Source organism: Ideonella azotifigens (genome assembly GCF_021043325.1).
Lineage (GTDB): Bacteria > Pseudomonadota > Gammaproteobacteria > Burkholderiales > Burkholderiaceae_C > Ideonella > Ideonella azotifigens.
In genome coordinates this window covers 491,696-514,341 of record NZ_JAJNKD010000003.1, presented here as the reverse complement: position 1 = coordinate 514,341, position 22,646 = coordinate 491,696, and the positions used below count along the sequence as shown (strand labels likewise).

The window sequence follows — 22,646 nt, the reverse complement described above, 5'->3', positions numbered from 1 at the left end:
CAGGTGATGAACCGTTCAACAATCGGCCATCGTCCACCCCACGCCGTCGCATGAGCCCGATCAACACCCACTTCAAGCTCGAAGGCAGGCTGAAGGCCGCGGCATTGCTGGCGCTCGGCGTTGGTTTGGCTCTGCTGCTGCCCTCGCTGATGGGCGCAACGGCGGGCGAAACAGGGGCCTGGGTGCCGGCCTGGAGTGCGGCACCGGACTCGGCAGGGCCGGCGATGAAGCCCCAAACCATCCGGCAAGTGCTGCGCGCCGGCTCGGGTGGCGACAAGCTGCGAATCAAGCTGTCGAACCTTCTGGGCGACGGGCCGCTGCTGGTCGGGCCGGTGCATGTGGGCCTGCATGGCGTGGGCTCGGCCATCGTCGCGGGCAGCGACCGTGCGCTGAGCTTTGGTGGCCAGGCCACGCTGCGCATTGCCAAGGGTGAAAGCGCCTGGAGCGACCCGCTGGACCTGCCGGTGGCAGCGCTGCAGGAACTGGCCGTGAGCCTTTACCTGCCCGAAGGCGCCAGCGCGCCGACGATCCACACGGTGGGCATGCAGACGGCCTACCTGGTCGACGGCCTGGACATGGCCGGTGCCGCCGCCCTGCCCCGCGCCGACACCGACGACAGCCGCTACCTGCTGACCGACCTGCAGGTGCTTCCGACCAAGGCGAGCGGCCCGGCACGCACGCTGGTGGCTGTAGGTGACTCCATCACCGACGGCGTGGGCTCAGGACTGGATGCCAACGCACGCTGGCCCGACGCGCTGGCTGCGCGCCTGCGAAAGGACCCCGCGCTGGCCGATGTGGCCGTGGTCAACGCCGGCATTGCCGGCAACCGCATCCTGAACGACGGCTCGGATCCCTACCTTGGCCCGAGCACGCTCGCTCGTTTCCAGCGCGACGTGCTGGACCAGCCCGGTGTGCACTGGGTGGTGCTGCTGCAAGGCATCAACGACATCACCGCCAGCGGCCTGCTGGACAGCCCCAAGGACAAGGTCAGCGCGGCCCAGGTCATCGAAGGCATGAAGACGCTGGTGGCACACGCCCACGCAGCCGGCGTGCAGGTCTGGGGTGCCACGTTGCTGCCACGCGGCGGCTCGACCGGCCCGCGCGGCCAGACACCAGCGGCCGAGGCGATGCGAGTGGAGGTCAACCGCTGGATCACCAGCGCGGGCGCCTTCGACCGGGTGCTGGATTTCGACCGCCTGATGGCCGACCCGGCCCGGCCCAGCTACCTGAACCCGGTCTTCGACAGCGGCGACCACACGCATCCGAATGCCGCGGGTTATCGCGTGATGGCGGCTGCCATCGATCTGCAGGCGCTCAGGAACTGAGCCGACCCACCGGCGCTCAGGCCAGGTTCACGCCCGGCAGCAGCGTCGACAAGTCGTCGCCAGTCTCTTCCAACTGCACCAGCGTGGCCTGGCGGGCGGCCAGCGCGTCACGGTTGCGCAGCGCCGTCAGGATCGCCTTGTGGCGCGGCAGCGAAAGCTCGTGGGTGTTGGGCACCTGGCTGCTGAGGATGATGGACTCGCGCAGCGCGAGGGACAGCATGTTGCCGATGTAGGCCAGCAGGTCGTTGTTGGTGGCCTCGGCAATGCGGCGGTGAAACGCCAGGTCGGGTTCCAGCAGTTCCTCGGTGGTGCGCGCTGCGGCCATGCCGGAGAAAGCCTCGGCAATGGCCTCGATCTGGTCCTCGGTCGCAGCCTTGGCGGCCAGCGCGGCAGCGGCGGGCTCGAAGACGCGGCGCACCGTCAGCAGCGTGCTGACGAACTCGGGCTGCGGCTTGGTCTGGATCAGCCAGTACAGCACGTCCGGGTCCAGCAGATGCCACTCGTTGCGCGGCCGGACGATGGCGCCCGAGCGCTGCTTGGACACCACCAGCCCCTTGGCCACCAGCACCCGCACGGCTTCGCGCAGCACCGGCCGGCTCACGTCGTATTTCTCCAGCAGCACCGCCTCGGCCGGCAGCCGGTCGCCCGGCTTCAACGCACCGGCCAGGATGGCCAGGCCAAGCTCGCGCACGATGCGTCCATGCATGCTCTTGCCTTCGGGCTGAAGGCGATAGGTGGACTGCGCCGTGCGACTGTTCATTCCCGCCATTCTCCGTCTCCAGGCAGATGCCGCAGGAACCGTAACACAGTGATTTGCGCGCGATCAGCCGCAGCCGCCCATCGGACGGCCCACGCGACCGAAGGTGCGAATCGGCGCCTCAGCCAGCCGCCGTATACGCCGTCTTCACCGTGGTGTAGAACTCCTTGGCATGGCTGCCCTGCTCGCGCGGGCCGTAGCTGGAGCCCTTGCTGCCGCCAAACGGCACGTGGTAGTCCACGCCCGCGGTCGGCAGGTTGACCATCACCATGCCGGCCTGCGCGGCCAGCTTGAAGTGGGTGGCGTGTTTCAGCGAGGTGGTGCAGATGCCGGCCGAGAGGCCAAACTCGGTGTCGTTGGCCGTCGCCAGCGCTTCTTCGTAGTCGCGCACGCGGATCACGTTGGCCACCGGGCCGAAGACTTCCTCGCGGCTGATGGTCATCGCGTTGGTCGTTTCGGTGATCAACGCCGGCATCTGGAAGAAGCCCTTCGTCTCGCGTTCCAGCACCTCGCCGCCAAACGCCAGCTTGCCGCCTTCCGTCTGCGCCAGCGCCACGTAGCGCAGGTTCTGCGCCAGTTGCTTTTCATCGACGACGGGGCCGATGTCGGTGCCGGCTTTCAACGCATGGTCCACCTTCAGCGTGCGCAGCTTGGCCAGCACCTTGTCGACGAACGCGTCATGCACGCCTTCGGTGACGATGATGCGGCTCGAAGCCGTGCAGCGCTGGCCGGTCGAGAAATACGCACTTTGCACCGCGGCGTTGACAGCCACGTCCAGGTCGGCGTCGTCCAGCACCACCAGCGGGTTCTTGCCACCCATCTCGGCCTGCACCTTGGCCTGGCGGGCAGCGCAGCTGTTGATGATGCGCCGGCCGGTGCCGACCGAGCCGGTGAAGCTCACCGCGCGCACCAGCGGCGAATCCACCAGCGTCTGGCCCACTTGCGAGCCCGGGCCCATCACCAGGTTGAACACGCCCTTCGGAAGCGCCGTGCGGCTGAGGATGTCGGCCAGCGTCCAGCCACAGCCGGGCACCAGTTCGGCCGGCTTGAAGACCACGCAGTTGCCGTAGGCCAGCGCCGGGGCGATCTTCCAGGCCGGGATGGCGATGGGAAAGTTCCACGGCGCGATCAGCCCGACCACGCCAACCGGCTGCCGCAGCACGTCCACGCCCACGCCCGGCCGCACGGAGGCCAGGTGTTCGCCGCCGCCTCGCAGCGCCTCGCCCGCGAAGAACTTGAAGATCATCGCGGCGCGGTGCGTCTCGCCAATGCCTTCAGGCAAGGTCTTGCCCTCTTCGCGCGACAGCAGTCGGCCGATCTCGTCCTTGCGCGCCAGCAGTTCGTTGCCCACGGCGTCCAGCACGTCGAAACGCTGCTGCGGCGTGCTCATGGCCCAGCCCGGGAATGCGGCCTGCGCGGCAGCGATGGCGGCTTCGGTCTGCGCCGCATCGGCCTGCGCGTAGTGGCCGATCACGTCGCTGGTGTCGGACGGGTTGATGTTCGGCCGCGTGCCTGCGCCGGCCACCCATTCGCCATTGATGTAGTTCTGGAAGGTGTTGCTCATGATGAGGTGCCTCTTTTGATTCAGGCCCAACGCAGGACCAGCGGATCGAGGCGCTTCGCCGCGTCCAGCAGGCCGGCGCGCACGGCAGGGTTCATCGCCGGGAACGGATGCCGCGGCGCGTCGCAGGCGATTACGCCGCCTTCCTTCATCAAGGCCTTGGCGGTCAGGATGCCGCCCTGGCGGTTCTCGTAGTTGATCAGCGGCAGCCAGCGCGCGTAGGCGGCCACAGCTTCCTCGCGACGGCCGGCGGCGTAGGCGTCGACGATGGTGCGGATGCCGTCCGGGAAGGCACCGCCGGTCATCGCGCCGGTCGCGCCAGCGTCCAGGTCGGCCAGCAGCGTGATGGCCTCTTCGCCGTCCCACGGGCCTTCGATGTCCGCGCCACCAATGGCGATCAGCTCGCGCAGCTTGCTGGCCGCACCGGCGGTTTCGATCTTGAAGTACGCAACGTTCTCGATCTCGCGCGCCATGCGGGCCAGGAAGGGTGCGCTCAGCACCGTGCCGCTGACCGGCGCGTCCTGGATCATGATGGGAATGTCGATGGCGTCGGACAGCTGGCTGTAGAAGCCGTGGATCTGCGCTTCGGACACGCGGATGGTGGCGCCGTGGTAGGGCGGCATGACCATCACCATGGCGGCGCCCATGTCCTGCGCGCGGCGGCTGCGCGCGGCGCAGATCTGCGTACCGAAGTGGGTGGTGGTGACGATCACCGGCACCCGGCCGGCCACGTGTTCGAGGATGGTCTTCGCAAGCACCTCGCGCTCGTCATCGCCCAGCACAAACTGCTCGGAGAAGTTGGCCAGGATGCACAGGCCGGTCGAGCCGGCGGCTATCATGAAGTCGACGCAGCGCTTCTGGCTTTCCAGGTCCAGCCCGCCTTGTTCATTGAAGGTCGTGGGCACGACAGGGAACACACCCTTGTACCGCGCAGCTTGTTGATGAGTGCTCATGAGGTATCTCTTCAGGAAGTCGGGGTTCAGTGACTCAGTGAGAATGGCGCGGCACCGCCGCCCCGCGGCAGCCGACCAGGAAGTCGAAGTCGCAGCCCTGGTCGGCCTGCATCACGTGCTTCACGTACAGGTGGCGGTAGCCGGTGGCGTCGGCCGGGTCGACCTGCTGCACCGCGGCCCAGGCGACCAGGCGGGCGGCCAGTTCTTCGTCCGTCACGTCCAGGTGCAGCCGGCCGGTCTCGGCATCCAGTTCGATCCAGTCACCCTCCTGCACCACCGCCAGCGGGCCGCCCGCGCGCGCCTCGGGCGCCACGTGCAGCACCACGGTGCCGTAGGCGGTGCCGCTCATGCGGGCGTCGGAAATGCGCACCATGTCGGTCACGCCCTGGGCCAGCAGCTTGGGCGGCAGGCCCATGTTGCCGACCTCGGCCATGCCGGGGTAGCCGCGCGGGCCACAGTTTTTCAGCACCATCACCGAGTCGGCCGTGATGTCCAGGTCCGGGTCGACGATGCGTTCCTTGTAGTGCTCCAGGCTCTCGAAGACCACCGCGCGGCCGCGGTGCTTGAGCAGGTGGGCGCTGGCGGCCGAGGGCTTGAGCACCGCGCCGTTGGGCGCCAGGTTGCCACGCAGCACGCGGATGCTGCCGTCCGGCACCAGCGGCTTGGTCAACGGACGGATCACCTCTTCGTCGTGGATTGCCGCATCCTTGACGTTGTCCCAGATGCTCTTGCCATTGGCCGTCAGCGCATTCGGGTGCGGCAGCAGCCCGGCCTCGCCCAGCCGGCGCAGCACGCCCGGCAGGCCGCCGGCGTAGTAGAACTCTTCCATCAGGAAACGGCCCGAGGGCAGCAGGTCCACCAGCGTAGGCGTGCCGTGGCCGACCGAGGTCCAGTCGTCCAGTTGCAGGTCCACGCCAATGCGGCCGGCAATCGCCTTCAGGTGGATCACCGCGTTGGTCGAGCCGCCGATGGCGGCATTGGTGCGGATGGCGTTTTCGAAAGCTTCGCGGGTCAGCAGCTTGGACAGCGTCAGGCCCTCGTTGACCATCTCGACGATGCGGCTGCCCGAGAGATGCGCCAGCACCTGTCGCCGTGCGTCCACCGCCGGGATGGCGGCGTTGTGCGGCAGGCTCACACCCAGCGATTCCGCCATGCAGGCCATGGTGGACGCCGTGCCCATGGTGTTGCAGGTGCCGGCCGAGCGCGCATGGCCAGCCTCAGCGGCAAGGAAGTCGTTGATCGAGATGGTGCCGGCCTTGACCTGCTCGCTGAGCTGCCAGACCGCCGTGCCCGAGCCGATGTTCTTGCCGTTGAGCTTGCCGTTCAGCATCGGCCCGCCGGTGACGACGATGGCCGGCACGTCACAGCTGGCCGCGCCCATCAGCAGCGCAGGCGTGGTCTTGTCGCAGCCGACCAGCAGCACCACGCCGTCGATCGGATTGCCGCGGATCGACTCCTCCACGTCCATGCTGGCCAGGTTGCGCGTGAGCATGGCCGTGGGCCGCAGGTTCGATTCACCGTTGGAGAACACCGGGAACTCGACCGGGAAGCCACCGGCCTCCAGGATGCCGCGCTTCACATGCTCGGCCAGCTTGCGGAAGTGGGCGTTGCAGGGCGTCAGCTCGCTCCAGGTGTTGCAGATGCCGATGATGGGCTTGCCCTGGAATTCGTGATCCGGGATGCCTTGGTTCTTCATCCAGCTTCGGTACATGAAGCCGTTTTTGTCGGCAGTGCCGAACCATGCAGCGGACCTGAGCTTGACGGGGGGCTTGGACATGAGGCTCTCTCAAACAGGAGTCGACATTAAAGTATGACTAATTGTGGCACGTCACTCGGGTAAACCCTGAAACTTCCGCAAGACTTCTCACTAAAGTATTACTAATAAAATGCCAGCAGTGTTCAGTGACCCTGTTGGCGGAGTTCCCTCATGACTGTTTTCGCGCGCTACCCCAGCCTGGCCGACCGCCGGGTGTTGATCACTGGCGGCGCCACCGGCATCGGTGCCTGCTTGGTCGAACAATTCGCGCTGCAAGGCGCAGCGGTGGGCTTCATCGACATTGACGCCGCCGCCGGCAAGGCCCTGGCCGCGAAACTGCAGGACGGTGCACGCCGCGGCCCGTATTTCGTCGCCGCCGACCTGACCGACACCGCCGCACTGCAGCGCGCCATCCACACGCTGCGCGACGCGCTGGGAGGCCGCATCACGGTGCTGCTGAACAACGCCGCCAACGACAAGCGCCACGCGCTGGAAAGCGTCACACCCGAACAGTGGGACGCAGGCCTGGCCGTCAACCTCAAGCACCAGTTCTTCGCCGCGCAGGCGGTGCTGCCGGACATGCGCGCTGCCGGCGGCGGCAGCATCGTCAACTTCGGCTCCATCAGCTGGAAGCTCAAGCAAGGCGGCATGCCGGCCTACACCACCGCCAAGGCCGCGGTGCAGGGCCTCACGCGCTCGCTGGCACGCGACCTCGGGCCACACAACATCCGCGTCAACACCCTCGTGCCGGGCTGGGTGATGACCGACAAGCAGCTCGCGCTGTGGGTGGACGATGCGGCCCGTGCCGAGATCGCCAAGGGCCAGTGCATCAACCAGCCGCTGATGGCCGAGCACATCGCCCGCATGGCGCTGTTCCTCGCGGCGGACGACAGCGCCATGTGCACCGCGCAGGACTTCATCGTGGACGGCGGCTGGGTCTGACCGCCATGACCACGATCCACTCCCGTCCCTACGGCACGCTGCCCGACGGCAGCATCGTCGACGAATACACGCTGGACAACGGCCGAGGCCTGGTGCTGCGCGCCATCACCTACGGCGGCATCGTGACCTCGCTGCAGGTGCCGGACCGCGCCGGCCGGTCGGCCAACGTGGTGCTGGGTTTCGACGCGCTGGACGACTACGTGCTGCGCAACCCGCACTTCGGCGTCATCGTCGGCCGTTATGCCAACCGCATTGCCGGCGGCCGTTTCACGCTGGACGGCGAAACCCACCAGCTGCCGATCAACGATGGCCCGAACTGCCTGCACGGCGGCCCGCGTGGCTTCGGCACCCGGCTGTGGCAGGCCGAGATAGAGGGCGACACGCTGCACCTGCGCTACCGCAGCGAACACGGAGAAGAAGGCTTCCCCGGCACGCTGGACCTCAGCGTGCGCTACCGGCTGGACGACGCACAAGGCTGGCGCGTGGACTACGAGGCCCGCTGCGACCGGCCCACCGTCGTCAACCTCAGCCACCACGACTACTTCAACCTCGCCGGCGCCGGCTCGGCCGTCGGCCACCGGCTGCAGCTGAACGCCAGCCGCTACACCGAGGTCGACACCGCACTGATCCCCAGCCGCATTGCCGATGTGGCCGGCACGCCGTTCGACTTCCGCAGCAGCCAGGTCGTCGAAGCCCGGCTGCGCGAGGGCCACGAGCAGTTGCGCCTGGCCCGCGGCTACGACCACAACTGGCTGCTGGACGCGCCGCAGGACGGCCAGCTGCACCTCGCCGCGCGGCTGGAAGACCCGGCCTCCGGCCGCGTGATGACGGTGCACACCACCGAACCCGCCGTGCAGTTCTACTCCGGCAACTTCCTCGACGGCACGCTGCGCGGCCAAGGCGGCCAGCTCTACCGCCAGGGCGACGGCCTGTGCCTGGAAACCCAGCACAACCCCGACTCGCCTAACCACCCCGCAAGCGCCGACTGGCCGAGCACCGTGCTGCGCCCCGGCGAGGTTTTCCGCAGCAGCACCGAACACCGCTTCTCTACACTGCCCGGCTGACTGGCAGAGACAGCGGAGATCACCATGCCCACCGTGTTCGACAAGCTGAACCTGAAGGCCAGCGCGAGATCCTCGTGGTCAACGCGCCTGCGTCCTTCGAGCCGGCCTTAGCCACGCTGGTGGGTGTCAAGGTGCTGCGCGACCCGGCGGAGGTCCAGGCGGTGCATTTCGCGCTTGCGTTTGCCACGCAGCAAACCGAGGTTGATCGCTTGTCCGGGCTGCTGGCCGGCAAGGCCGAGGGCGACGCGCTGCTGTGGTTCGCCTACCCAAAAGGCACCTCCAAACGCTACCGCTGCGACTTCAACCGCGACACCGGCTGGGCCGTGCTGCAGGGCGCCGGCTTCGAAACCGTGCGCGCGGTGGCGATTGACGAAGATTGGTCCGCGCTGCGTTTTCGGCGGTTGGCCTATATCAAGACCACGGCCTCGAAATAATATGCAGCCACGCGCCCGAGTGGGCCGCCATTGACATTGCGATTCGCATTTTCAGCGAACTCCTCCAGGCGCTCCCACACCCGCAATGCAGCGGCCCACTCACGCTCATTTCTGAATCGGGTATTTCGAATCAAGAAATAGTTGACAGGGCTGAACCATATCTGGGGGACAAGGCAAGTCCCATCCCCCAAAGGGGGGAAATCAAGTGGCTCAACCCATCCCATCACATCGCCATGCACCACATCCGCTTCACTGACCACCAGGACGTGCCGCAAGCCGAGGCGGGCGTCGTCGATGCGGGCCTGGACGCAGCCAACCAACAGGCGAGAGCGCTGCAGGACGTGCGTGGCCTGTCGGTGTTTGCCAGAACGGCAGCAGACGAGGTGATCGGCGGCGCGGTGGGTCGCACCTGGGGAGATTGCTGCGAGTTGCAGGAATTGTGGGTGGCGCCCGCATTGAGAAACCAGGGGCTGGCCAGCACGCTGCTCGGGCGTTTCGAGGATTTGGCCGCGCAAAGGGGTTGCCGGCTGCTTTATCTCTACACCTTCAGTTTTCAAGCGCCTGATTTTTATCGCAAGCGCGGTTATCAGCTTGCATTCTGTCTTCGGGGGTTTTCTCAGGGCGTCGAGAAATACCTGATGCAAAAATCGCTCGCCGCGGGCTGAGGCTGTCGCGCACGCTGCAGCCCGTCAGCCTCTCGCGACGGCCGCGTCCACGTGCTTCAATGCAGGCAACCATTGGCCGCATCGCCGATGCAGACACGACGCCCTCATGCTGATTGCACCGCCCACCACTGACGAGACGCAACGCCTGGCCTTGCTGCGCTCGCTGGACCTGCTGACGGAGCTGGCCGGCAATGCGCAGCGCGAGATCCAGCACCGCGAGGCTGCGGTGCACGCCCGCCAGCAGGTGGACTCGCTGCAAGCAGTGCTGGCGCAACGCGTGGCCGAGCGCACGGCCGAGCTGCAGCGCTCGGAAGCGGCCCTCGCCAGGCTCAACCGCGAACAAGGCCTGATGCTGGACAACGACCTGGTCGGCATCGTCAAGCTGCGCCAGCGCCGCATCGTCTGGCACGACCGGGCATGGCGCACATGTTCGGCTACCGCCCCGGCGCGAACGCCTGCGCCAGCGCTGAAAATGGCTTGCACCGCTGCAGGCGCTGGCCGACACTTTGCAGGCTGCCCGACGCACGAGGCCATGCGATGAAACACCAGCAATCCCATCCCTACCGCATCCCGGCCTTGTTGCTGCTGTCCGTGCTCACCTCCGGTGCGATGGCCGACTGGGGGCCGGCGCCCGTCGCTGAAATCGCCGTCGCCAGCCTCGTCGCAAGTGCCCAGGTCACACCGCCGGAAAACGACCTGGTGCTGGTCAACCAGCTGGCTTATGACCTGAAGGTGCCGCTGACCCAGATCTCCCTGGCCCGCCTCAGCGAACCGCAGCGCGGCGACATGGTCACCCTCCTCTCGCCGCGGAACCAGGAACGGCTGGTCAAGCGCGTGGCCGCCGTGCCGGGCGACCTGGTGGAGCTGCGCGGCAGCACGCTCTACGTCAACCACAAGCCCGCCGGCTTCGGCGCGCCGGACGAAAAGCTCGGCACCCCGGCGCCACACGCGGACGACGCCGTCCGGTCCGCAGCGACGCAGGCCAGCCAAAAGCTCGACAAAGCCGAGAAGCTTGGCTTTGGCCCGACCCAGTTGCCGGCGGACCGCTACTTCGTGCTCGGCGACAACCCGGACGACACCGAGGACTCGCGTTTCTTCGGCCTGGTGGCCCGCGAAGGCATCGTCGGCCGCACCCACCATGTCGTGCTGTCCACCGACCTGCTGGGCGGCTGGGCGCAGCGCCTGGAGCGTGGTCTCAGCGTGTTCCGCTGAGCCCTGCAGCGCGGTGCGCAGGCCGGGCCGGCCGGCCATGTCGACCCTTGGCGCCGCGCTGGTTCTGACGCTGCTCGGCACCCCGGCACAAGCCGAGGACGTTCGCCGCAACTGGTTCGGCGATCCATTCTTCCCGCTGGTCGGCACCCTGACCGGCTGCCCTGCGCCGCTGGGCCCGTTGTTGACAGAGGCCGAGCGCCGCGTGCAGGCGCATCACCGCGCCGAAAAAGGCACCACCTGCTGGCTGGCCGGCAAGTGCGACACGCCCAGTGCCTATGCGCATGACGACGAGATTGCCGCCGCGCTGGAAGCGGCCTGGCGCGAGCAGGCGCCAGCCAGCGTCACGCGCCGGCCCGCCAGCGTGTGGGCCACGGTGCAGGCCCGCGTCGTCTACTTCGAGGGCTGCGCCGGCGACCCGGCCGCAGCGGCCGAGCTGGAAGCCTTTGCGCGGCGGCTGCCGCAGGTGCTGAACGCGGTGGCCGCGCTGCGCACCGATCCGCGGGCAAAACCGCCTTACCGCACCGCGGCCGGCCAGTGACCCGAGGTCTTCAGCTGCCCGTGTAACGGCCCGGCCGGTGGTTGATGTAGATGAAGCTGCTCATCACCACCGCGCCCAGCACCGAGTAGATGGCCCGGTCGCGCGGCAGGATCAGCGCGGCGATCAGCAGCACGCTGATGTCGATGGCCATCTGCACCTTGCCGGCGCGCCAGCCTTTGACCTGCTGGAAGTACAGCGAGACGATGGTCGCGCCGCCCAGGCTGGCCCGGTGGCGCGCCAGGAACAGGCAGCCCGAACCCAGCAGCAGACCACCCAGCACCGCGGCGTAGCCCGGGTGCAGCCGCTCGATGGCAAACAGCCGCGGCGAGTATTCGGTCATCAGCGACAGCGCCGTCACCGCCACGAAGGTCTTCAGCGTGAACTCCGGCCCCATGCGCTTCCACGAGAAGCCGTAGAACGGCAGGTTCACGACGAAGAACCACTTGCCGAAGCTGTAGCCCGTCAAGTGGCTGAGCACGAAGGCCGCGCCTGCCGTGCCACCGGTGATCAGGCCCACCTGCGCAAACAGGATCAGCGCCAGCGAGACGAACAGCGTGCCGGTGAAGATGGCCTGCGTGTCCTCGAACAAGGTGTGCGGCTTGTCCGTCAGCGGCGCGAGTGCCTCTGCCGTGCGTTTTGCGGTTGGAATGTCGGGGGTGTCTACAGTCGCCATGCGGGCATTGTGAGCAGGAAGCATGCCGCGCCACCGCGCTGCCCCACCCCGCCAGCCGGCCGGCGCGGTCACCGCAGCCTCACTCCCGGTAGTAAACCATCTGGTGCGTGCTGGCGAGCAGTTGGCCGCTGTCGCTCCAGACCTCGGCCGTCTGGTCAAAATAGCCGTTGCGGAAGTTCAGTGCCTTGGCCACGCCCAGCACCGGGCGTTCGCCCTGCGCGGCCAACATCGCGGCGTCTGCATGGAAATACGTCGTCAGCGTCACGGTGCCGATGGGCACGAACAGCCGGCGGCGCATGAAGACACGTGGGAAAAAGCAGTCGCAGATCGCCGCCAGCGACGCGAAGTCCAGCGGCCGGGCCGGTTCGTCGCGCACCCAGAAGCTGCTGTGCGAGCTGGCGTGTTCCTCGCCGTCCATGGCCTCGGGCAGGCCGCCGGTGACAAAGCGCATGTCATAGCGCTTGAACCAGGGCGGGCGCCGGGCGCCGCCGGCCCGCGTCAGCGTGTCGGGTGACGGCAGGTTTGCGGGCGGCCGCACGTCCGGTGCCGACCAGGTCTCACGCCGCCGCGCCAGCACCGCAGTCGCGGTGGCCGCCACGGTGCCGCCTTGCAGCAGCTCCACCGACCAATGCTGCGTCGACCGATTGGTGCGTGCCGCGCGGGCCACCAGCCCGAAGCCACCGTCCTCGATGGCGCTGGCGTAGTTGACGGTCAACGCAATCGGATCCCCCTGGCGCTCAGGGTGCTGCAGCACCGCGTTCAGCAAGGTGGCCGCCGTCGTGCCACCAAACGGGCCCACCATGTTGGCGTAGGCCGGGCTGGTGGCACCACTGAAGTGACCCGCGTGCGCCGCAGGGGCCAGCGCGATCGCGCTGTCGAACGGATGCACGAACGATGGCTCAGGTGCGGTCATGTCGGTCGCAAATTCAGGCATGTGGCAGTGTGCCGCTGCAGGCCGGGAAAGGCCTGTCACCAAGGCGTCGCGTCGCTCAAGCCGGCTGCGCCGCCGGCACCACCACGCGCGAGGACTCGCGGATCGGCAGGTGCATCAGGGCCGCGCCAAAGGCCAGCACCGCGTCAGCGTAGAACATCCAGGTGTAGTTGCCGGTGGCCTCGAAGGTCTTGCCGCCCAGGTAGGCGCCCAGGAAGCCGCCGATCTGGTGGGCCAGCATGACCATGCCGAACAACGTGCCCATGTGGGCCGGGCCGAAGAAGCGGGCCACCAGGCCGGCCGTGGGCGGCACGGTGGACAGGAAGCTCACGCCCATCACCGCGGCGAAGACCAGCATGCCGGCGCTGCTCTTGGGCGACAGCACGAAGACCAGCACCGCCACGCCGCGCAGCAGGTAGATCAGCGACAGCAGTGACTTCATGCGCCAGCGCCCGCCCTGGAAACCGATGGCCCAGCCGATGCCGAAGCTGCCGACGATGTTGAACAGGCCGATCACCGCCAGCGACCAGGCACCGACCGCGGCCGGCAAGCCGCACGACACAACAACACCTGGCAGGTGGGTGGCCAGGAAGGCCACATGGAAGCCGCAGACCATGAAGCCACCGGAGAGCAGCAGGAAGCTGCGGTCGCGCAGCGCGCGGCGCAGCACCTGCCCGGTGGGCTCCACCGGCGCCGCTGCAGGCGCGCCCGCTGCCGTCGGCTGCTTGCGCAGCACCCAGGCTGCCGGCAGCGCCATCAGCGGCAGCACCGCGAGCAGTTGCAGCGCCGAGACCCAGCCGGCAGCCGCCGTCATGCCCTGCGCAATCGGCGCGAAGACGAACTGGCCAAACGAGCCGCCGGCGTTGACGATGCCGGTCGCCATGCCGCGCCGCTCGGCCGGCACCAGCCGCGTGGTCGCGGCCATCAGCACCGAAGGCCCTGCCATGCCGGCGCCACCGGCCGCCAGCACGCCAATGGCCAGGATCAGCCCCGTGCTGCTGTGCATCAGCGGGATCAGCGCGGTGCCGGTGCAGACCAGCAGCACACCCAGGATCAGCACCCGCCCCGGGCCGTAGCGGTCCGCCACCAGGCCGGCGAACGGCTGGGTCAGGCCCCACCAGAGCTGGCCGAACGCAAAGGCCAGGCTGATCTGCGCCAGGCCCAGCCCGGTCGAGCTGTTCAGGTCGCCGAGGAACAGGCCCATGGACTGGCGCGCGCCCATGGTCAGCGCGAAGGTGCCGCCAGCGGCCAGCAGCACCAGCCAGACGGCGGGCGCCGAGAGAGAAGCAGGAGTCTTCGTCATCGCGGGGTCTCCGGTGTGTCGGCCATCAGCTGGATCACTTCGTCCAGCAAGGCATGCAGGCGGGCCACGCGTTCGGTGCCCATGCGTTGGTTGAACGCCAGCTGAGCCTGCTTCCAGGCCAGCTGGGATTTCTGGCGCTTGGCCTGGCCGGCGTCGGTCAGCGAAATGCTGCGCGAGCGCGCATCGGCGCCCGGGCCCATCTGCACCCAGCCCTGCGCCATCAGCGGCTGCAGGTTGCGGGTCAGCGTGGATGGCTGCAGCGCCATTGCCGCGGCCAGGTCGGCCGGCCGCACCGGCCCCATCGCGGCAATGTGGCTGAGCAGCGTGTACTGCGAGGTCTTCAGCCCGGTCGCCTTCTGGACCACGCTGTCGAAGTGCAGGCTGACCAAACGGTCGGCCTGGCGCAGGCGCAGGTTGCTGCAGCCGCGAGGCAGCTTGGGCGGCTCCGCCAGGGCAGGAGGGTCGATCACGGGATGTGCCATGCAAATTATTGTAGCCACAACTGTTGCAACTACAACTATTATGATAACCATATCCCGCCTCCCCCTCCGTTCCCCCTCAGGAGATGCCCATGCCCTCTGACAACCAGGCCCTCTGGCACAGCATTGCCGCCTTGTCGCCCGACACCGCTGCCGGTACGCTGGCCCGCTGGCAACAACAGGAAGCCGAAGCGCGACGCCAGCTCCTGCAAGCCGGCGTGGCCAGGCCTGAGCAGTTGCAAGGGCTCAGCGGGCTGCAGGTCTTCGAAGGCATCAGCAAGGGCGAGCTGCCGTATCCCCACGTCAGCGAAGGCGCGGACATCTGGCCCATCGAGTACGAGGCCGGTCGCTTCGTGTTCCAGGGCCACCCGCCGCAGCGCTTCCTGAACCCCATGGGCACGCTGCACGGCGGCTGGATTGCCACCATGCTGGACTCGGCCGTGGGCTGCGCAGTGCACACCACGCTGCCGGCCGGCGTGGCCTACACCACGGCCGAACTGAAGATCAGCTACCTGCGGGCACTGACGCTGAAGGTGCCGCTGGTGCGTGCCGAAGGCCGGGTGATCAACACCGGCCGCCAGCTTGGCTTCGCCGAAGGCCGGCTGTACGGGCCGGACGGCAAGCTCTACGCCCACGCCACCACCACCTGCCTGGTGATGACACCTTCAGCGGGATGACGCACCACGTGCATCCGATGAGGGATGCGCGCGCTGCGGCCTGCCGCGACACTGCCCACTTGCCCGCCTGCGACACCCCGCTGCCGGCGGTTCCTGTTGTGTGGTTGAAGGCGAATGCAAGCAGTGGTGGAGACAAATGCCGGCGAGCAGCGGGCTGGCAACCAGCATCGGTATGCAATCCCGGCCTTGGCCGGGCTGCTGCTGCTGGCCTTGTTGGCGCTGCTGGCCGTCTGTGGCTGGGCCTTGCAGCAGCATGACCAGAAGCGCCTGCGCGTGATCAGCCTGCCGGCCTACCCGCTGGCACTGCATGACGACAATGCCAGCCTGGCCCGCGGCCGCTACCTGTACGACACGCGCGGCTGCGCCGGCTGCCACGGCCAGCAAGGCGAAGGCCGGCTGTTCATCGACGACCCGCTCACCGGCCAACGCGCCGCCGGCCCGAACATCAGCCCCGGCCCGGGCAATGTGATCGCCGGCTACAAGCCTGCCGACTGGGAGCGCGTGCTGCGCCACGGCGTCAAGCCCAACGGCCAGCCGGTGCTGCTGATGCCCTCTGACGACTACAACCGCCTCAGCGACGACGACGTGGCCTCGCTGGTCCAGTACCTCATGCAGCTGCCACCGGTCCCCGGCCGCGCCGCCGTGCTGGAGCTGCCCACCTCGCTGCGGCTGCGCCACGGGCTGGGCCAGTGGCAGGACGCAGCCGAGAAGATCGACCATGCCCGTCCGCCCGAGCCTGCCGAGCCCGAGGCCCTGAGCGTGGCCTACGGCCGCTACGTGGCGCAGGCCTGCACCCGCTGCCATGGCGCGCAGCTGACCGGCGGCCGCGACGATGCCAGCCAGCCCTGGGCGCCCAGCCTGGCGCCGGACCTGCCAACCGCCTCGGGCTCGGGCAACCACAGCGGCATGGCCGCCTATGCCGACCCTGCGCTGTTCCGCCGGCTGATGCGCACCGGCACCCGGCCCGACCACAGCGCCGTCAGCCGCAGCATGCCTTTCGAGTCGCTCAGCCAGATGAGCGACCTGGAACTGGACGCCTTGCAGCTCTACCTGCGCAGCCTGCCCCCAAGCCCCGCCGCACAGCCGTGACATGAGGCGCGATGACGCAGGGCGCAAGCGCCTGCCAGGCGACGGAATTGGTCACCGGAGCGCGACGAGATTGGTCACACGCGCCAGCGGGATGGCCCCGCCCGCAGGCCGCCCCTGGCTCACCAAAAGGCATCTCTTTTACAGAAGTAACTGAACGTCCGTGTCTCAGGGCATGCCGCAAGGGTGTCCGGCAGCGCCATCCGCCCGGTGCGTCCATCGAGCCGAATTGACTTGCCAGCGCGCTGGGCAGCGGCGCTTCGCCATCGCCAGGATGCGGCACAAGAAGTGACTCGATGTTTCGAAGTTTGTCGGCTGGCATCGGCATTCGATTCAGCACCCGGCGGGTGGCACCATTTCTGCAAGACAAGAAAAAGCGCTCACCAGAGCGGATGACGAATCCAGGGCTGCGTTGCCGCCGATGGCCGCGCAGAAGAGAACGTTGAGGGACACATGAAGAAACTGGTTTGGGCAGCCGTTCTTGCGGCTGCCCTGGCTGCATGCGGCGGCAGCGGAGGGGATGGTGCGTCCACGTCGGGGAGCGGCGGTTCAAGCCCGGTCAACGTCGTCACCACCACCTACACCCGAGGCATGGATCCGCATGCCCAGGTGCAGGCGGTGGCGGCCGCGGAGACAGGCAGCACGCATTTCCCGGGCTGCCATGCAGCCGGCGCGCCTCGCCGGCTGACCCGCATCCAGCTGACCAACTCGCTCACAGATGCGATACAGCAATTTACCGGCGATGCCACCCTGGCCGCCACCGTCGAGTCGACCGTGGTCGATCAGGCGCAGTTTCCGCCCGACACGCTGGTCGACCCCGACAGCACCCGCCACACAGGCTTCGCACGACTGGACACGGCGCTCAGCGCCCGCCAGGCGACTGCGCTGCACCAGGCAGCCCAGACGCTGGCCAAGGCCGTCACGGCCGACCCCGCACGCGTGACCAGCCTGCTCGGCAGTTGCGGCAGCGACGCCAACACCTGCATGGCCAGCTTTGCCCGCCGTGCCGGGCGCCTGTTCTTCCGCCGGCCGATGACGGACGCCGAGGTCGCGGTCTACGTGGCTGCGGCCGGTGGCGCGAAGACACCGGAAGCCATGTCCAAGGTGCTGGCCACGATGATGGCCTCGGCCAGCTTCTACCTGCGCGTCGAACTGGGCCAGACGAGCGGAGGCGATGGCCAATGCGTCCCGCTGACCGCTCACGAAGTGGCCTCGCGCCTGTCCTATCAATTCTGGGACACCGTGCCCGATGCCCCGCTGGCCAGCGCGGCCGACGACGGCAGCCTGCTGGACCCGGCGGTCTACCAGGCCCAGGTGGCCCGGCTGGCCGCCGATGCGCGCGCCGAGGCGCCGACGAGGCGCTTCTTCAGCAGCTGGTTCAAGCTCGAAGAACTGGTGGCGATGAACGGCAAGGTCGGCAACGCGAAATTCGATGCCTTCGCGGGCAGCTACAAACCGCTGTCCACCACCCGGGATGCGGCCATCAACGAAGTGCTGGACATGGTGTCCTACGTCTCATCGCGCGATGGCTCGCTGCAGCAGTTGCTGACCGACCGCCACGCCTTCGCCCGCACTGCGGACATCGCCACGCTCTACAACACCGCCGTCTGGGACGGCAAGTCCACGCCCCCGCTGTTCACCGAATCGCAGCGGGTGGGCCTGACCACCCGCATCGGCCTGATCGCCAACGGCTCGTCCGACACCACGCTGCCCATCCGCCGCGGCATCCGCGTGCTGAACGCGCTCACCTGCCAGACGCTGCCGCCGCCGGCGATGGACCAGTCCAACGCCAAGGCTGATCTCAGCGGCGTGCTGACCACCCGCCAACGCACCGAGCGCGTGACCCAGATGGAAGGCACCTCCTGCATCGGCTGCCACCAGGCGCAGATCAATCCCCTGGGCTTCGTGTTCGAGCACTTCGATGCGCTGGGGCGCCTGCGCCAGACCGAGGTGGTGCGCGATGACAACGGCAACGTGATGGGCGAAAAGCCGATCGACACCGCGGCGGTGGCCACGCTGGCCGGCATCGCTGCCCGCTCGGTGGCCACCGCCAGCGAAGCACAGCAGCTGATGCTCGACAGCGGCGCTTTCGAGAAATGCTTCGCCCGCAACTACGCCCGCTACACCTTCGGCCGCGCCGACACCGCAGATGACGCCGAGCTGATCGAGGCGCTGCGCCAGCAAGCCGCCAGCGGCACCAACATCCGTCGTCTGATGGCCGCCATCGCGCTGCGCAAGGAGTTCCAGATGACCGCGAAGGTGGCGCCATGAAGCCGGCCTACAACCCTTTGACGCGGCGCCAGTTCCTGATCGGCGGCGGCACGGCACTGGCCTTGCCGCTGCTGCCCTCGCTGCTGCCGCGCGAAGCCCGTGCAGCCGCCCAGGCGGCCCTCAGCGCCGAGCGCTACTTCGTGCACATGACCACCTGGCACGGTGTGTTCCAGAGCCAGTTCTACGGCCCTTTGCTCGACCTCGCCGCCAGCCAGACCACGACTGCCGGCGGCGTCGCTGTGCGCGGCATGCCGCTGCAGTCCAAGACCTCCGGCGACAAGGTGGTCATCAGCGACATCCTCAGCGCCGCCGCCAGTGCCCTGTCGCCCCGCATGTTGTCGCGCATGAACGTCATCAACGGGCTGGACTACCACACCAGCGTGGGCCACAACCGCGGCTATTCGCTGGGCGGCGACGGCGGCAGCCCCAGCATCGACCAGGTGCTGGCACGCTCGACCGGCTTCTATCCCGCGCGGCCACCACAGGGCGCCATCGTGCGCAACCTGGTCTCGCTGTCGGGCAACGGCACCGGCAACAACACCAGCACCACGCAGACCGAGCAGACCGCCGAAAGCAACGTCAAGCTGTTCGACCGCCTGTTCGGCACCACCACCACGCCAGGCGAGCCGTCCATCGTGCTGGTCGACCGGGTCAAGGAACATGCCGACCTGGTGATGTCCGATCCGGCCTGCTCTGCCGATTGCCGCAACCGGCTGTCCAACTACCTGGACCTCTTGAGCGACGTGCAGGGCCAGGTGACCAGCACGGCCAACGGCAGCAGCTTCCCGCGCCCGACCACCGACACATCGGCCGTCGAAGCCGCCGAGGGCTTCTACGGAAAACCAGAGCAGCAGGCCGCCTGCGAAAAGCTCTGGAACGACATCGTTGCAGCAGCCTTTGCGGCCGGCATCAGCCGTGTCTACGTCTGCGGCCCCAACACCTACACCTTCGGGCCGGACTCTGAATTCGCCTGGCACAACAACTATGCCCACGCGCTGGACGACCCCGCTCGCCGCGCCGGCTTCAATGCTGCCGTGCAACTGCAGTTCGAGGGCGCGATGCTCAACCTCGCCAACAAGCTGGACCAGATCACCACCGCAGATGGCGCGACCATCTTCGACAAGACGCTGCTCGCCAGTGCCTTCGAACTGGGCTCAGGCGGCAACCCGGGGCACCACCACAACCGCTGCATTCCGGTGGTGAGCCTGGGCAACGCCGGCGGCTACTTCAAGACGGGGCAGTACCTGGACTATCGCGACCTCACATCGTTCAGCTGGTCTTCCGACCCGCACTGGTACTCGGGCCTGATCTACAACCAGTGGATGGGCATGATCCTGCGCGCCATGGGCGTGACCCGCTCCGAGCAGGAAACCACGGTGGTGGGCTACCCCAACGTGCGCGGCGCGAACGGCGACCATACCGACGCGATCTGGAATGTGGCTGGGCAGGACTTGCCCTGGCTGAGGGCCTGACGCGATGTGGCGAGTCTTACGGACCGCGGCCTGCCTGGCCGCGCTGGCCTTCTGCTGGACTGGCGCCTGGGCGCAGGACGCCAGCAACGGCGGCAACCTCTACATTGCCACCCTCGTCAGCGCCAAGCGCAGCTGCTCGAACTCGGCCTGCCACGGCACGCTGCCCAGCGGGGCGCAGAACCGCATCACCAACGGCATTGACGCGGGCAAGATCAAGTCGGCCATCAGCGCGCAAAGCCAGATGCAGTTCCTCAGCGGACGGCTGAGCGACACGGAATTCAACGACCTGGCCGCCTACATCGCCGGCAAGCTGGGCGGCACGCCGGTCTACCTGCCGGTGGCGGCTGCGCCCAGCCCGACGGTGTCGCCGGCCAGCCTCCAGTTCGGCACCCAGCCCATCGGCCAGACCACGCCGGTCCAGACCGTCACCGTTGGCAATGCGGCGAGCGCGACAGCGGCCCTGGTGCTGGGAGACATCGGCGTCACCGCGGGCAGTGATTTCGCCATCGCCGGCGGCACCTGCACCAAGGGCATGCAACTGGTGGCGGGGGGCAGCTGCACGGTGGCCTTGACCTTCCGCCCCACCCTGGCGGGCACGCGCTCCGGCACCCTCACCGCCGCGCACGACGGCCCGGGCGGTGCCAGCACCGTGAGCCTGGCGGGCCTGGGCGGCGACACAGCGCCCACCGTGTCCCTGTCGCCCACGCAGCTCACCTTCTCGCAGGCCGTTGGCAGCACATCGGCCAGCCAGCGCGTGGTCGTCAGCAACACCGGTGCCGCCACACTGGTGATCGGCTCGGTGCAGGTCACCGGTACCAGCGCCACGGACTATGCGCTGGGCTCGGGCAGCACCTGCATCGCGGGCGCCACCGTGGCCGTGAGCAGCAACTGCGTGCTGGACCTGAGCTTCTCGCCGGCCGCGCTCGGCACGCGCAGCGCCGCGGTGGTCCTTCAGCACAACGCCGGCTCCGGCAGCTCGACCGTGGCCCTGGTCGGCGAGGGAACCGCTGCACCGTCGCCCAACATGACGCTCAACGCGACCCGGCTGGACCTGGGCACGCAGGCGCTCGGCATCGCCGGACCGCCGCGCACGCTGGAGGTGGGCAACGCCGGCGCGGCCGGCCTGGCGATCAGCGGCATCAGCGCCAGTGGCGTGCATGCCGCGGACATGGTGCTTGGCGGGACCTGCCAGGTCGGCTCGAACGTGCCCCCCGGCAGCACCTGCACCATCACGGTGGCACTCAAGCCCAGCGCCTTGGGCACGCGCGTGGCAACGCTGGACATCGCGTCCAACACCCCCTCGGGCACGGCATCGGTCTCGCTGTCGGGCGAGGCCATCGCGACACCCGCTCCCTCGCTGAGCCTCTCGCCGGTGGCGCTGGGCTTCGGCCGGGTGGCGCTGGGCACCACCTCGTCCCCCCATCTGGCCATCCTCAGCAACAGTGGCAGCGCGGCGCTGAACATCGCTTCCATCACCAGCTCATCCAACGAATTCAGCGTCAACCACGACTGTCCACCGCAACTGACAGCCGGCAGCGCATGCAGCATCGGCGTCAGCTTCACGCCGGCCGGCGCCACCGCGGCGGAACAGGTGCAGATCGTCAGCAATGCCTTCAGCTCGCCCAACAGCATCGTGCTGACGGGCCTGGGCGTGACGAGCGCACTGCCCGTGCTGGTCTGGCAGGGCAGCGACACGAGAATTGCCTTCGCCACCACCGAGGTCGGCAAGTCCCTGGCCTCGGATGCACTGACCCTGGTGAACAAAGGGCCCGGCGTGGTGGCGGTGTCAGCCTTCGGCCTGGCCGGCGTGTCGCCGCAGGCCTTCTCGGTGGGCGGCGGCACATGCCTGGGCGGCGTGCACCTGGCCGAAGGCGAGAGCTGCACCGTCGTCGTCTCTTTCGTCCCGGACAGCGCCGGCAGCCTGAGCGCGACCCTGCTCGTGGCTTCGGACGGAGAGAACCCGGCCGAGATCGCGCTCAGCGGTGTCGGTGCGGCCAGTACCAGCACTGGCGGCGGTGGCAGCGGTGGTGGCGGCAGCGGTGGTGGAGGCAGTGGCGGTGGTGGAAGCGGTGGTGGGGGCAATCTCTCGTCGCCCTTCGTGGCCGACCAAAGCACGCTGGACTTCCGCGCCATCGTCGTGCGGACCGGGGGCCGCAGCGAGCCGCTGGTGATCCGTGTCACCAACCAGTCCAATGCCACGGCGACCCTCAACGGCGTCAGCACGACAGGCGGTTTCGTGGTGCAGGCTGCCGCCGCCAGCGACGCCTGCGCCAGCATGCCGTGGACGCTGGCCCCGGGCGCCTCCTGCACGCTGGCCGTGCAGTTCGCACCCAGCACCGGGGGCAGCGCGACAGGCACCTTGCGCATCGTGGCCGCAGACACCAGCGCGCTGGAGGTGCCGCTGCAGGCCGAGGCGAAAACAGAAGTGACCAACGTGGGTGGCGGCGGTGCCGTTTCCTTCGAGGCCTTGCTCGCCCTCGCCCTGATGGCGCTGCTGCTGACCTGGGCAGGCCGGCGTTCGGCTGTGAAGTGAGAAGGACAGACAAC

General features: G+C 68.3%; 21 protein-coding genes. 13 read left to right on the top strand and 8 right to left on the bottom strand.

Annotation, left to right across the window (positions count from 1 at the left end; genetic code table 11):
* Nucleotides 1-50: 50 nt before the first annotated feature.
* Nucleotides 51-1,325, top strand: a complete 1,275-nt coding sequence (locus LRH25_RS10415; RefSeq protein ID WP_170200750.1) for an SGNH/GDSL hydrolase family protein — start codon at nt 51-53, stop codon at nt 1,323-1,325.
* A 16-nt stretch (nt 1,326-1,341) separates the two neighbouring features.
* On the opposite strand, the gene LRH25_RS10410 is transcribed toward LRH25_RS10415, so the two are convergent.
* The 4 genes from LRH25_RS10410 to LRH25_RS10395 all read right to left on the bottom strand — a co-directional run bounded on the left by LRH25_RS10410 (nt 1,342) and on the right by LRH25_RS10395 (nt 6,373).
* Nucleotides 1,342-2,085 carry a FadR/GntR family transcriptional regulator gene (locus tag LRH25_RS10410; protein WP_141285672.1) on the bottom strand — a complete coding sequence of 248 codons (744 nt, stop codon included), beginning with the start codon at nt 2,083-2,085 and terminating at the stop codon, nt 1,342-1,344.
* A gap of 118 nt (nt 2,086-2,203) precedes the next feature.
* Nucleotides 2,204-3,646, bottom strand: a complete 1,443-nt coding sequence (locus LRH25_RS10405) for an aldehyde dehydrogenase family protein (protein ID WP_141285674.1) — start codon at nt 3,644-3,646, stop codon at nt 2,204-2,206.
* A 20-nt stretch (nt 3,647-3,666) separates the two neighbouring features.
* Entirely contained in the window at nt 3,667-4,596 is a 930-nt protein-coding gene (locus tag LRH25_RS10400; protein ID WP_141285676.1) for a dihydrodipicolinate synthase family protein, read from the bottom strand.
* Nucleotides 4,597-4,630: 34 nt separating this feature from the next.
* Nucleotides 4,631-6,373 (bottom strand): IlvD/Edd family dehydratase, encoded by a 1,743-nt coding sequence (locus tag LRH25_RS10395; protein ID WP_141285678.1) that lies wholly within the window; start codon nt 6,371-6,373, stop codon nt 4,631-4,633.
* A 150-nt stretch (nt 6,374-6,523) separates the two neighbouring features.
* On the opposite strand from LRH25_RS10395, the gene LRH25_RS10390 reads away from it, so the two are divergent.
* The 7 genes from LRH25_RS10390 to LRH25_RS10360 all read left to right on the top strand — a co-directional run bounded on the left by LRH25_RS10390 (nt 6,524) and on the right by LRH25_RS10360 (nt 11,207).
* Nucleotides 6,524-7,294: an SDR family NAD(P)-dependent oxidoreductase gene (locus LRH25_RS10390; RefSeq protein ID WP_141285680.1), complete on the top strand. Its 771-nt coding sequence runs from the start codon at nt 6,524-6,526 to the stop codon at nt 7,292-7,294.
* A gap of 5 nt (nt 7,295-7,299) precedes the next feature.
* Nucleotides 7,300-8,358 (top strand): aldose epimerase family protein, encoded by a 1,059-nt coding sequence (locus LRH25_RS10385; RefSeq protein WP_141285682.1) that lies wholly within the window; start codon nt 7,300-7,302, stop codon nt 8,356-8,358.
* Nucleotides 8,359-8,432: 74 nt separating this feature from the next.
* On the top strand, nt 8,433-8,792 hold the full coding sequence (locus LRH25_RS10380) for a hypothetical protein (RefSeq protein WP_211361306.1): 360 nt from the start codon (nt 8,433-8,435) through the stop codon (nt 8,790-8,792).
* Between the two features lie 233 nt (nt 8,793-9,025).
* Nucleotides 9,026-9,457 carry a GNAT family N-acetyltransferase gene (locus LRH25_RS10375; protein ID WP_141285686.1) on the top strand — a complete coding sequence of 144 codons (432 nt, stop codon included), beginning with the start codon at nt 9,026-9,028 and terminating at the stop codon, nt 9,455-9,457.
* A 106-nt stretch (nt 9,458-9,563) separates the two neighbouring features.
* Nucleotides 9,564-9,998 (top strand): hypothetical protein, encoded by a 435-nt coding sequence (locus LRH25_RS10370; protein ID WP_170200751.1) that lies wholly within the window; start codon nt 9,564-9,566, stop codon nt 9,996-9,998.
* Entirely contained in the window at nt 9,995-10,669 is a 675-nt protein-coding gene (lepB, locus tag LRH25_RS10365; RefSeq protein WP_170200752.1) for a signal peptidase I, read from the top strand. Before LRH25_RS10370 ends, lepB begins: the two co-directional genes overlap by 4 nt.
* A 37-nt stretch (nt 10,670-10,706) precedes the next feature.
* A complete protein-coding gene (locus tag LRH25_RS10360; RefSeq protein WP_231011104.1) occupies nt 10,707-11,207 on the top strand; it encodes a hypothetical protein in 501 nt (166 codons plus the stop codon).
* Nucleotides 11,208-11,217: 10 nt separating this feature from the next.
* Here LRH25_RS10360 and LRH25_RS10355 read toward each other — a convergent pair whose 3' ends face one another.
* The 4 genes from LRH25_RS10355 to LRH25_RS10340 form a co-directional block, all read right to left on the bottom strand.
* Nucleotides 11,218-11,880, bottom strand: a complete 663-nt coding sequence (locus LRH25_RS10355; protein ID WP_141291208.1) for a DUF6198 family protein — start codon at nt 11,878-11,880, stop codon at nt 11,218-11,220.
* 79 nt (nt 11,881-11,959) lie between these two features.
* A complete protein-coding gene (locus LRH25_RS10350; protein ID WP_141291206.1) occupies nt 11,960-12,793 on the bottom strand; it encodes an acyl-CoA thioesterase in 834 nt (277 codons plus the stop codon).
* A gap of 76 nt (nt 12,794-12,869) precedes the next feature.
* Complete coding sequence (locus LRH25_RS10345; protein ID WP_231011103.1) at nt 12,870-14,114, bottom strand: MFS transporter; 1,245 nt, start codon at nt 14,112-14,114, stop codon at nt 12,870-12,872.
* Nucleotides 14,111-14,596, bottom strand: coding sequence for a MarR family winged helix-turn-helix transcriptional regulator (locus LRH25_RS10340; protein ID WP_141291284.1), 486 nt, complete (start codon nt 14,594-14,596; stop codon nt 14,111-14,113). The genes LRH25_RS10345 and LRH25_RS10340 overlap by 4 nt, the downstream gene beginning before the upstream one ends.
* A gap of 89 nt (nt 14,597-14,685) precedes the next feature.
* Between LRH25_RS10340 and LRH25_RS10335 the strand changes: the two genes are divergently transcribed.
* From LRH25_RS10335 to LRH25_RS10315, 5 genes are all read left to right on the top strand, one after another.
* A complete protein-coding gene (locus LRH25_RS10335) occupies nt 14,686-15,270 on the top strand; it encodes a PaaI family thioesterase (protein WP_141291286.1) in 585 nt (194 codons plus the stop codon).
* A 114-nt stretch (nt 15,271-15,384) separates the two neighbouring features.
* Nucleotides 15,385-16,359 (top strand): c-type cytochrome, encoded by a 975-nt coding sequence (locus tag LRH25_RS10330; RefSeq protein ID WP_231011102.1) that lies wholly within the window; start codon nt 15,385-15,387, stop codon nt 16,357-16,359.
* Nucleotides 16,360-16,947: 588 nt separating this feature from the next.
* The gene (locus tag LRH25_RS10325; RefSeq protein ID WP_170201008.1) at nt 16,948-18,627 is read left to right on the top strand and encodes a DUF1592 domain-containing protein; all 1,680 of its coding nucleotides are present in this window, start codon (nt 16,948-16,950) and stop codon (nt 18,625-18,627) included.
* On the top strand, nt 18,624-20,099 hold the full coding sequence (locus tag LRH25_RS10320; RefSeq protein ID WP_141289818.1) for a DUF1552 domain-containing protein: 1,476 nt from the start codon (nt 18,624-18,626) through the stop codon (nt 20,097-20,099). The genes LRH25_RS10325 and LRH25_RS10320 overlap by 4 nt, the downstream gene beginning before the upstream one ends.
* A gap of 4 nt (nt 20,100-20,103) precedes the next feature.
* Entirely contained in the window at nt 20,104-22,632 is a 2,529-nt protein-coding gene (locus tag LRH25_RS10315) for a choice-of-anchor D domain-containing protein (RefSeq protein ID WP_231011101.1), read from the top strand.
* The last annotated feature ends 14 nt before the right edge of the window (nt 22,633-22,646 follow it).

What these genes read in the sequence shown, in the direction of transcription:
- LRH25_RS10340 (WP_141291284.1), bottom strand. Translation starts at nt 14,596, where the DNA reads ATGGCACATCCCGTGATCGACCCTCCTGCCCTGGCGGAGCCGCCCAAG.
- LRH25_RS10405 (WP_141285674.1), bottom strand. Translation starts at nt 3,646, where the DNA reads ATGAGCAACACCTTCCAGAACTACATCAATGGCGAATGGGTGGCCGGC.
- LRH25_RS10330 (WP_231011102.1), top strand. Translation starts at nt 15,385, where the DNA reads ATGCAAGCAGTGGTGGAGACAAATGCCGGCGAGCAGCGGGCTGGCAAC.
- LRH25_RS10410 (WP_141285672.1), bottom strand. Translation starts at nt 2,085, where the DNA reads ATGAACAGTCGCACGGCGCAGTCCACCTATCGCCTTCAGCCCGAAGGC.
- LRH25_RS10395 (WP_141285678.1), bottom strand. Translation starts at nt 6,373, where the DNA reads ATGTCCAAGCCCCCCGTCAAGCTCAGGTCCGCTGCATGGTTCGGCACT.
- LRH25_RS10355 (WP_141291208.1), bottom strand. Translation starts at nt 11,880, where the DNA reads ATGGCGACTGTAGACACCCCCGACATTCCAACCGCAAAACGCACGGCA.
- LRH25_RS10400 (WP_141285676.1), bottom strand. Translation starts at nt 4,596, where the DNA reads ATGAGCACTCATCAACAAGCTGCGCGGTACAAGGGTGTGTTCCCTGTC.
- LRH25_RS10320 (WP_141289818.1), top strand. Translation starts at nt 18,624, where the DNA reads ATGAAGCCGGCCTACAACCCTTTGACGCGGCGCCAGTTCCTGATCGGC.
- LRH25_RS10315 (WP_231011101.1), top strand. Translation starts at nt 20,104, where the DNA reads ATGTGGCGAGTCTTACGGACCGCGGCCTGCCTGGCCGCGCTGGCCTTC.
- LRH25_RS10415 (WP_170200750.1), top strand. Translation starts at nt 51, where the DNA reads ATGAGCCCGATCAACACCCACTTCAAGCTCGAAGGCAGGCTGAAGGCC.
- LRH25_RS10375 (WP_141285686.1), top strand. Translation starts at nt 9,026, where the DNA reads ATGCACCACATCCGCTTCACTGACCACCAGGACGTGCCGCAAGCCGAG.
- LRH25_RS10360 (WP_231011104.1), top strand. Translation starts at nt 10,707, where the DNA reads ATGTCGACCCTTGGCGCCGCGCTGGTTCTGACGCTGCTCGGCACCCCG.
- LRH25_RS10370 (WP_170200751.1), top strand. Translation starts at nt 9,564, where the DNA reads ATGCTGATTGCACCGCCCACCACTGACGAGACGCAACGCCTGGCCTTG.
- LRH25_RS10325 (WP_170201008.1), top strand. Translation starts at nt 16,948, where the DNA reads ATGGATCCGCATGCCCAGGTGCAGGCGGTGGCGGCCGCGGAGACAGGC.
- lepB (WP_170200752.1), top strand. Translation starts at nt 9,995, where the DNA reads ATGAAACACCAGCAATCCCATCCCTACCGCATCCCGGCCTTGTTGCTG.
- LRH25_RS10335 (WP_141291286.1), top strand. Translation starts at nt 14,686, where the DNA reads ATGCCCTCTGACAACCAGGCCCTCTGGCACAGCATTGCCGCCTTGTCG.
- LRH25_RS10390 (WP_141285680.1), top strand. Translation starts at nt 6,524, where the DNA reads ATGACTGTTTTCGCGCGCTACCCCAGCCTGGCCGACCGCCGGGTGTTG.
- LRH25_RS10385 (WP_141285682.1), top strand. Translation starts at nt 7,300, where the DNA reads ATGACCACGATCCACTCCCGTCCCTACGGCACGCTGCCCGACGGCAGC.
- LRH25_RS10350 (WP_141291206.1), bottom strand. Translation starts at nt 12,793, where the DNA reads ATGACCGCACCTGAGCCATCGTTCGTGCATCCGTTCGACAGCGCGATC.
- LRH25_RS10345 (WP_231011103.1), bottom strand. Translation starts at nt 14,114, where the DNA reads ATGACGAAGACTCCTGCTTCTCTCTCGGCGCCCGCCGTCTGGCTGGTG.